The sequence below is a fragment of the Nostoc sp. ChiVER01 genome, from assembly GCF_034531155.1.
GTDB lineage: Bacteria > Cyanobacteriota > Cyanobacteriia > Cyanobacteriales > Nostocaceae > Nostoc.
Genome location: NZ_JAVRBS010000022.1, coordinates 103324 through 113291 on the forward strand (window position 1 = coordinate 103324; position 9968 = coordinate 113291).

Sequence of the window (9968 nt, forward strand, 5' to 3'; positions counted from 1 at the left end):
TCTCTCCGAGAGGCTCCGCCAACGGCATGGCAACGCTATGAGCGAGTCCGCGAGCGTCATTTTAAATTTTGAATTGATTTCCCCCTCATCCCTTCTCGTTTAAAAATGACTGAATCAGTATTCTACAACTTCCCCAACCCTATAGGAGCAAGAGTTTGCCATGTACCCGAAAAGATACTTTCAGATGCTAAGGAAATTCGTAGTAAATCTTCCTTTAGTAGTGGCGGCCAATCAACCCCCGCTTTACGCCCTGCGGCAAACAGCTGTTGCGCCTTAATGCTTAACTGAAAAAGGGTCAAAGCCAGCTCTCGATCTAGGCTCTTTGCATCTTTGAGGGCTTCAAACACCACTTTCAATGCCAACAAAATTGAGGTGATCTGACCGGGTACCGGTGGTTTTCCCTGTTTCATACGCGTCAACAGCGCATCTGGGTTTTCCTCGGTTGTGCTTGTCTGATCTATGAGGAGTTTCCGAGCTGTTTCGTAATTCATGTAGCCAGTTTAGCGTACATTCTGCTTCAGCAGGAATACCTAATTAAAAAGTCATCAAACTGGCTTTTGGTTATTTGTAACAATCCCTTATGATTTATGAAAAGATAAACTTGGGGAAAATGATGGGGGATGTGCGATGCTCCATACTTTTGCAGATACACTGAATATAATATCTTTGAAAAATATGTACCTCTGAGAATCAGAAGCAAAATGATATCACCAAATTTACTAGAAATTGAGCGCTCCGTCCGTGCTTTGTCTGTGGAAGAACAACTTTGGCTGCTAGAAAGTATTGCTCGGCAAATCCGAGAAAGTGAGTATACAAAAGATAAATTCCCTAATGCCAAACATCCAGAAGAACAACTGGGAGTGATAGTTAATGAGGCAAAGATTCCAGTAGAAATTGCTGCTATAACTGATGAGTTTGCAATTTCAGAAATTCTCTAATGTAGAAAAGTAAAAATTATGAGTTTGTCAGATTTAAAAAGTTAAATATACAGTTTTTATGGATTATCTCGTTTCTCTCGTTCCCAGTCAGAGACTGGGAATGCTTGATGGGTAAGCTTCCGACTTAAGACTTGCGACACAAGCCAGAAGCTGGAAATGAGGTTTTAAAAGAATTTTGACTAACTTCATCTTCAATATGAACCTGTAGAGCCAAAAGCTATATGTCAAGGACTGATTTGAGTTCTCGATTTATTGTCAAATTTTTGGCTGGAAAAAACTCCATAGATATAGTAATTTTCACAACTGATTTAGGATTGTCATAGTTGCTCATCAATAAATACCATAGATAATTTCTATATCTAGTACACTACAACGAAAATAGAGCAACCTTTTAAAATCCCTAGAGAGCTTATTTTATAGTACTGTTGACTTTTTCTTTTTGGCTTTTAACTTCCGCTTTGCGGTGTTAGCCTTTTAGATTGACTTTTATTTCATTATCTTTACTATTCATCTTTGCTATGGTATGTCAATGTGGTAAATACGTTTTTATAATGTTGCTAATTAATAAGCAATAGAGACGATCTCGCAAAACCACTTATCAATGTGCTCATTACATTGTTTGAAGTTATGTAGCCTTTTGATTACAGCTTATCAACCACTGCGGTAAACTATGCGTTGATTATGATTCTTTCGCAGAGAAGAACACCTCGAAAGGAGCGGTTTTTTCAATGTCTCATACCGTAAAAATCTACGATACCTGCATTGGTTGCACCCAATGCGTCCGCGCTTGCCCTACTGATGTACTAGAGATGGTTCCTTGGGACGGCTGTAAAGCCGCTCAAATTGCCTCTTCACCCCGTACAGAAGACTGCGTGGGCTGTAAGCGCTGCGAAACCGCTTGTCCCACCGACTTTTTGAGCATCCGGGTTTACCTGGGCGCTGAAACAACTCGCAGTATGGGTCTGGCTTACTAAAAAGCTCAGTGCTAAGTCCCCGAACTTTTGATTGCAATGCGGGGCTACTGCCTAACCGTTCTTCTAGAAGGGTTGAGGCGCAAGCCTTTGCTTTGCTCAAAGTTCTCCCTGAGTTCTGAGTCTTGAGTCCAGAAGCAAAAGAAGTAAATCAAAAAAACAATTTCTTGATTCTTCACTCAGCACGGGCTACGCCCTGCTACGCTAATGGAACTCAGAACTCAGACCTCAGTGTTCAAAACTTTAAAAGTCTCTTAATAGCAAGCATCTTTAAAAATACCTAGTGGCAGAGGGAGTAATTTACTCCCTTTTTTGTTTGCAAAAATGCTACTTTGTGCTACCAACTATACTGGATCTAATCATCCTGAAAAAGAAGCGGTGTGAACAATGTGCGGAATCGTTGGATATATAGGCACTCAAGCGGCGACAGACATTTTACTGGCGGGGCTAGAAAAACTAGAGTATAGGGGCTATGATTCCGCCGGAATCGCTACTGTTTGGGAAGGTGAGGTTAATTGTGTGCGGGCAAAGGGCAAATTGCATAACTTGCGTTCTAAACTCGAACAAATAGAAACCCCTGCCCAAATTGGTATTGGTCACACTCGTTGGGCAACTCATGGTAAACCAGAAGAGTACAATGCCCATCCTCACATGGATACGGCAAAGCGAGTCGCAGTGGTGCAAAATGGCATTATCGAAAATTACCGCGAGTTACGCGAGGAACTCAAAGGAAAAGGACACCAGTTTCTTTCTGAAACCGATACAGAAGTAATTCCCCATCTTATAGCCGAATTTTTAAAGAATCTTCCTCCTTCATCTGCCTCATCTTCCTTATCCCCCTTTCTAGAAGGAATTCGCCAAGCAGTTAACCGCTTGCACGGGGCATTTGCGATCGCAGTTGTTTCTGCTGACTATCCTGATGAATTGATTGTGGTTCGCCAGCAAGCACCTTTGGTAATTGGTTTTGGGCAAGGGGAGTTCTTTTGTGCGTCTGACACGCCAGCGATCGTTGCCTACACGCGTGCGATGCTACCTCTGGAAAATGGCGAAATTGCCCGCCTTACTCCTTTGGGCGTTGAGATTTACAATTTTGCTGGCGACAGGTTGAAAAAACAACCCCGGCTGCTTAACTTCAATCCCGCAATGGTAGAAAAGCAGGGATTCAAACACTTCATGCTCAAAGAAATCCATGAGCAACCAGGGGTAGTAAGAGCTAGTTTAGACGCTTACTTTAATCCAGCCGAATCAACTGAATCGCCAATCAATCTTGGTTTACCTGCGGATTTATACAACGATTTAGAACAAATTCAGATCCTCGCCTGTGGTACGAGTTGGCACGCAGCATTGATTGGAAAATATTTAATCGAACAACTAGCAGGAATTTCAACTCAAGTGCATTACGCTTCTGAGTATCGTTATGCACCATCACCATTGACATCTAACACGTTGATTATCGGCGTTACCCAATCAGGTGAAACCGCCGATACCCTAGCAGCTTTGGCAATGGAAAAAGAACGTCGTCAGGGGAAAGAACCCAAATATCAAGCGCGACTATTGGGCATTACCAATCGCCCCGAAAGTAGCCTTGGTCATCTAGTACCGCATGTTATCAGTACTCTAGCGGGAATTGAAATTGGCGTAGCAGCGACAAAAACTTTCACTGCCCAACTGATGGCATTTTATGCATTGGCATTGGATTTAGCAGCTCGTCGTCAGACAGTTTCAAAAGATATTTTAGAGAAAATTATTAATGGGTTGCGGCAAATTCCTAAAGAAATTGAGGCAACTTTGGAAAGTCAGGAACATTTAACCGAACAGCTAGCCCACGAATTCGCTGAAACCAAAGATTTCATTTTTCTGGGAAGGGGAATTAACTTTCCTATTGCTTTAGAAGGGGCGTTGAAATTAAAAGAAATCAGTTATATTCATGCCGAAGGGTATCCGGCTGGAGAGATGAAACATGGCCCGATCGCACTTTTAGATGCGAAAGTACCAGTAGTTGCGATCGCAATCCCTGGTAGTATTTACGAAAAAGTTATTTCTAATGCCCAAGAAGCCAAAGCCAGAGATTCTCGCTTAATTGGCGTGACTCCCGTCACCGATGGCGAAGCTGCGGAAATCTTTAACGATCTTCTTCCCGTCTCTCATGTAGAAGAATTACTTTCTCCAATTCTCACAGTTGTACCTTTGCAATTATTGGCTTATCACATTGCCGCCCGTCGCGGTTTGGATGTCGATCAGCCAAGAAATTTGGCAAAATCAGTAACTGTCGAGTAAAGTTATACTGTACAACAATAAAAAAGTCGTATAACAAATAAAAAAGTTATACAATATATGTATAAAAAAGTTGTACAATTTATCCTGTAGGTGTATATGATAAGCATCTACAGGAGTTTTTATGGCTAGAAGCAAGCTAGATTGGACGCAAGCCAAGTTTGAGCGTTACTTGAAGGAAGGCCAGAAAGCAAGAGATTCATCAGAAAGTATCAGCGAAGCTAAATTATGTAATTCTTGAGCTTTTGAAGTTGGAAGTAGAACCTGCTAAAGCAAAGGAATGTGCTGAACAAGTAGTTGTTTCTAGTGATGAAGATGCAGACATTACATCGTTAACAAAGAAAGCATATACTCGTGCATGGAATATGCTTCCAGGGGAGTTTCCACCCAGTTCAACAGTTTACAGTTACTACCGCAAATGGCAGCGCAAGTGAGTCTGGAAAAAACTAAACCATACCCTGCGCGGTCAAGTTCGCACAAAACTGGGTAAATCAACACAAGCTACCGCGTTCGCCGCAGATAGTCAGTCGGTAAAAACGGTTGAAAAGTTTACTATACAAAAGTTCTGCGCTCTACTGTGCTTTTCTATAAATCCCTTGTGAGCAAGCTTTTTGAGACTGAACGGGAAAGTCAGATATTGATGTATTTTTACCGAATTGGAGAAAGAGTTGAAACTGAGAAATTGTTATGCTCTGTAAGCTTAGTAATGTTACTGATGTAGGATAATATCTTAAAGATAGGTGATAAATAGGTATATGTAGATAGTTATCCTTGAGACAAAGCAGCTATGCCGAAGGTAAAGACTTTTAGGCGTTTTAGTTTTCTTTAGATAGTTATATTTATTTGTGCCTATCTACTTAGTTGCTTCAGTCCCACTTCAATTTATATTTTAAATTGCTTATGCGTCCTCGCCAAGAAATTACGGATATGTTTTCAACATTCGTGCAGTTGGAAAGAGGCAGATTCAGCAAATGGTCGACCGATCCCAAACTGTATAGAAATATCCAAAATCACTTGGAGCGTTCGTCATCAGCACTTAAATCAGAAAACTTTTGGGCGCTTTACTGGTACAAGCAATGGCGCTCTGGGTTTGATAACCTTGCTTTGATGCATTTGTTAGCTTATTTACAAGAACCATGTTATTGGGCGGCTTCAAAAACATTTGCTAAATTTAATTTCAGCCAATACATACTTGCTGATTACTTCCAAATGGCGATCGCAGAAGTCGAAACAATTCTTAAAGACTTCAACCTAGAAAAATCTTCTAGCTTAAAAGCTTACGCCATGATGGCAATACCCAGTCGGCTGAGAGATATTTTACGTCAACGCAGGGAAGCTGATATTTGCACCAATTGGGCATTGTTACGCAAAGTGAGCAAAAAGCTGCTTAGTGAAGCTCTTAATGAAGCTGGATTATCACAAAGTGCAATTGCTCAATATCGTTTAGCTTGGACTTGTTTCAACGAACTGTACGTCCAAAAGCAACTAGGAGGTAACAGTCAGTTACCAGAACCGAATCGTCAGCTTTGGGAAGCTATTGCTAACCTATACAATTACCAACGCCAAAGCCAAATCACTCAACCTACTGAGCAACGCAACGCCGAGACAATTGAACAGTGGTTAACCCAGACAGCTCTCTACGTGCGAGCTTATTTGTTTCCACCTGTGAAATCTCTAAATGCTTTCGAGCAAAATGATGACACGACAGTAACATTTGATTTGCCAGACCCATCCTCCCAGGAGCCAATGGCTAATATGATAGCCGAAGAGGATATCCAAAATCGACAAAACCAAATATCTCAGATGTCTAATGTCATGTTAAAAGCTTTACAGAATATGGATGTAAAATCCCAAGAAGTACTTAAGCTTTATTACGAACAGGAACTAACTCAGCAGCAAATTATGCAACAGTTGCAAATGAGTCAGCCTACGGTGTCTCGTAGACTGGTTAAAGGTAGAGAATCAATACTAGCAGCGCTGATTAAGTGGAGCCAGGATTTGAATATTTCTGTCAACTCCAACCAAATTAAAGATATGAGTTTTGCTTTGGAAGAATGGTTGAGAAACCAGTATCGTAAGTACAACATAAATCTGTAGTTTTCATAAAGTAGTAAAAATGACTTGCGCGTTTGCAGATCCAAGAGAATGGTTGTCAGAAATATCACCAGCAATTCAGGCGCAATCCTGGCAGCAAAGCCAAGTTTATGCCACGCCTAGTAGTCGCTGGTGCGCTTACATAAATCAAATTTGTCTCCATGCGTTCTTGGATTGGATCTCAACTGAAGATTTTCCTAAAGCAAGTGTTTGGTACAGTTTCCCTGGTACGCCAGCTTTCTGGGAATTTGTCAATGGCACAGCAATTTTGTTAGAGGGGAAGCGAGTCGTGCTAATCCCCAGTGAAGCAATTGATGATAGCGAGTTAGAAGTCCCTCAGGAATGGGTAGATATTCTTAGTTGGGCAGCAGACTACTATTTAGCAGTGCAAATCAAACCGAATAGCGATTGGGTAAGAATTTGGGGTTACACAACCCATAAAGAACTAAAATCTCTGGCTCACTATGACTCAGTGGATAGAACTTATTGTATAGATGCACAGCATTTGACAAAAGACCTCAATGCTTTCTCTTTGAGTTACCAATTTTGCAGAGAAGAAGAGATGAAAGCGGCTGTAGCTCCATTACCACAATTATCTACCAAGCAAGCAGAAAATCTTGTGCAACGGTTAGGCAATGCCTCTTTTCGTTTCTCTAGATTAGCAGTGCCATTTAAAACTTGGGGAGCGCTACTAGAGAATGAGCAATGGCGGCAACGCTTGTATCAACAAAGGCAGCAGCCACAATCTTCCCAAGCGAGAGTGAATCTCAGTTTTTGGCTAGAAGGTATATACGATAATGCTTGGGAAGCAATAGAAACATTTTTGTTTTTCAATTCCAATAGTCTAGCTTCTAATTTCAGGAGTAGCTCTGGGTTCGGTGTTAGTAGTATCAAACGAGCCAAGCTGATTGATTTGGGAATGGAAATAGAGTCTCAAAAAGTGGTGCTATTAGTTGCCTTAATACCAGAGGATAACCAACAAGTTAGTATTCGCGTACAACTACATCCTGCTAATGAAGAGTTCTATCTACCTGTTAATATAAAGTTAGCTTTACTTTTAGAATCGAAGGAAATCATTCAGCAAGTGCAAGCAAGAGAACAAGATAACTATATACAATTAAAACGCTTTGATGGAGAAGTAGGAGAATGTTTTAGCATCCAAATTGCTTTTGATAGTTACCAGATTACAGAAAATTTTGTTATTTAGTCATCGGTCATTGGTCATTAATCATTGGATAAGGACAAACAACAAAGGACAAATGACAAATAATAAACAAAAAATGAGTAAGCTAGTTATCTTCAGCTTTTTGGGAGGAGACTTAAATCAAGGATTTCCTGTTGTCACGGCTCAACTTTGGCACAACAACCAATTATTTAAAATAACAGGAAGTCTGCCAGCAGTACCAGAACTTTCCGATATATACAGAAGATGGAAGTTACTCTACGAAGCTGTCCATCAACGTTTGGGCAGCAATCAACGTATAAAAGTGCATTCACAAGATATTACCAATATTTCTGTGAATGATTTCGATGAAGTGTGTCATCAATTACGAATACATATAAATACTTGGTTGAAATCTGAACCCTTCCAAAATATTGAACGACAGTTAAGAACTTTACTTAGCCGAGATGATGAAATTAGAGTTATTGTTGAAACAAACATAACTTTACTACATCGGCTACCTTGGCATCTATGGGATTTTTTTGAGCATTACCCGAAAGCTGAATTAGCTTTGAGCAATCATGAGTATGCATCTCCGCAAGTAGTGCAAAAATCTTCCACAGATCGAGTCAAAATTTTAGCAATTCTCGGTAATAGTTTTGGTATTGATATTGATAAAGACCGTTCTTGGTTGCAAAATTTAATAGATACTCAAACTACGTTTCTTATCCAACCTACACGAAAAGAACTTGACGAGCAACTGTGGACTCAAAATTGGGATGTTCTGTTTTTTGCCGGACATAGCGCTAGTATTGCAAATGGGGAAGTAGGGGAAATTCACATCAATCAAACAGAAAGTCTAACAATTTACCAATTTAAAAATGCACTGAAGACAGCAATTACACGCGGTTTAAAACTGGCAATTTTCAACTCCTGTGATGGAATTGGTTTGGCACGAAATTTGGCTGATTTGAACATTCCCCAAATGATTGTAATGCGGGAAGGGGTACCAGATTTAGTAGCACAGGAGTTTTTGAAAAACTTCCTTGTCGCTTTTGCGGGTGGAAAGGCATTTTATCTGGCTGTGCGAGAAGCGCGGGAAAGACTTCAGGGATTGGAAAATGACTTCCCTTGTGCTAGTTGGTTGCCAGTGATTTGCCAGAATCCTACAACTGTTCCGATAACTTGGCAAGAACTGCGCGGTGGTTGGGGTGACACCGAGACTCGTGGCGAAGTTTCGGCTCAGAGCATAATTTCAACTCAAAAGATGAAAAGCACAATTGCAACTCGAAAGTGCAAACTTTGGACTGTACTGCTGAGTACTGCTATTGTGAATCTTTCAACGATAGGTCTGAGATACCTGGGGTTTTTTGAAAAGGCTGAACTGCAAACTTTTAACCAAATCTTCGTCCTGCAACCAAAGGAAGATTTAGATTCAAGATTGCTGGTTGTTGAAGTTACCGAAAAAGATATTCAATCCCGACAAGAGACGACCACAGGAGTGAAATCTATTTCGGATAGTACATTAGCTCAATTACTCAACAAATTACAAAAGTATCAACCACGAGTCATTGGACTGGATATTTATAGAGATTTTGCTGACCCCTCAAATGAATCAAAGCCGATACAACTTGCTACTGAACTGAGCAAAAAAAATATAGTAGCTGTCTGTAAAGGTAGAGATGGTAAACACGACCCCGAAGGTGTTAAACCACCTCTTGCAGTCCCTATAGAACGTCAGGGTTTTACTGATGCAGTCCAAGATCCAGATGGTATTGTTCGTCGCCAACTTATGATGATGGCACAAGAGCTTTCGTCTGCTTGTGCAACGCCTTACTCACTTTCGTTGCAATTAGCTGCTCGTTATTTATCTTACGAAAGTATTCAACCTGATTTGAATCAAGATTACATACAATTTGGTTCTAAAGTATTTAAACGCTTAAAACCAGGTCGCAGTGGTGGCTATCAACAAAGTGTTGATTTAGGGGGATTTCAAATACTTATCAACTACCGTAATACAGATTACCAAAGAGTTTCTTTAGCAGATGTATTGAGTGATAAAGTTAACTTTGATTTGCTCAAAGATAAGGTAGTTCTCATCGGAGTGACAGCTAACACTATCAGCGATACTTGGTCAACTCCCTACTCTGCTGTACAGCAACCTTATCAGGAAATACCAGGCATATTTATACAAGCGCAAATGGTTAGCCAAGTTTTGAGCGCAGTTTTAGACGAACGTCCAATTCTTTGGGTTTTGCCTTTTTGGGGCGATATTCTCTGGATATGCAGCTGGTCTGTAGTTGGGAGTCTGATTATTTGGCGCATTCGTTCGCTCTCACATAAGGGATGCACCATCTTTGTGACAGTTGTCACTTTATATGGAGTTTGTGCGATCGCTCTTTTAAAACAAGGTCTATGGCTGCCACTTATTCCCTCAGTTATTGCTGTGGTTGCAAGCGGTGTTGTTGTATTAATTCAACGCCGTCAGGAATTTTTCACGGTTCCACGACCTTTAGTTGAATAAAATTT

The 9968-nt window shown here is 40.7% G+C and carries 7 protein-coding genes and 1 pseudogene; 7 read left to right on the plus strand and 1 reads right to left on the minus strand.

Translation table 11 applies throughout. The annotated features are described in order from the left end of the window. Positions 1-122: 122 nt before the first annotated feature. Positions 123-491, minus strand: coding sequence for a Dethiobiotin synthetase (locus tag RMY00_RS25280; RefSeq protein WP_109008224.1), 369 nt, complete (start codon positions 489-491; stop codon positions 123-125). Between the two features lie 210 nt (positions 492-701). Between RMY00_RS25280 and RMY00_RS25285 the strand changes: the two genes are divergently transcribed. From RMY00_RS25285 to RMY00_RS25315, 7 genes and pseudogenes are all read left to right on the plus strand, one after another. Further along, a complete protein-coding gene (locus RMY00_RS25285; RefSeq protein ID WP_322650179.1) occupies positions 702-938 on the plus strand; it encodes a hypothetical protein in 237 nt (78 codons plus the stop codon). A gap of 728 nt (positions 939-1666) precedes the next feature. Beyond that, entirely contained in the window at positions 1667-1912 is a 246-nt protein-coding gene (psaC, locus tag RMY00_RS25290) for a photosystem I iron-sulfur center protein PsaC (RefSeq protein ID WP_012411495.1), read from the plus strand. 384 nt (positions 1913-2296) lie between these two features. Then, positions 2297-4186 carry a glutamine--fructose-6-phosphate transaminase (isomerizing) gene (gene glmS, locus RMY00_RS25295; protein WP_322650180.1) on the plus strand — a complete coding sequence of 630 codons (1890 nt, stop codon included), beginning with the start codon at positions 2297-2299 and terminating at the stop codon, positions 4184-4186. Between the two features lie 356 nt (positions 4187-4542). Continuing rightward, positions 4543-4731, plus strand: a pseudogene (locus RMY00_RS25300) (transposase); the annotation flags it as partial. Positions 4732-5083: 352 nt separating this feature from the next. Further along, positions 5084-6280: a sigma-70 family RNA polymerase sigma factor gene (locus RMY00_RS25305; RefSeq protein ID WP_322650181.1), complete on the plus strand. Its 1197-nt coding sequence runs from the start codon at positions 5084-5086 to the stop codon at positions 6278-6280. A 19-nt stretch (positions 6281-6299) separates the two neighbouring features. Then, positions 6300-7484: a DUF1822 family protein gene (locus tag RMY00_RS25310; protein ID WP_322650182.1), complete on the plus strand. Its 1185-nt coding sequence runs from the start codon at positions 6300-6302 to the stop codon at positions 7482-7484. 73 nt (positions 7485-7557) lie between these two features. After that, a complete protein-coding gene (locus tag RMY00_RS25315; RefSeq protein ID WP_416212102.1) occupies positions 7558-9963 on the plus strand; it encodes a CHASE2 domain-containing protein in 2406 nt (801 codons plus the stop codon). Positions 9964-9968 lie beyond the last annotated feature (5 nt).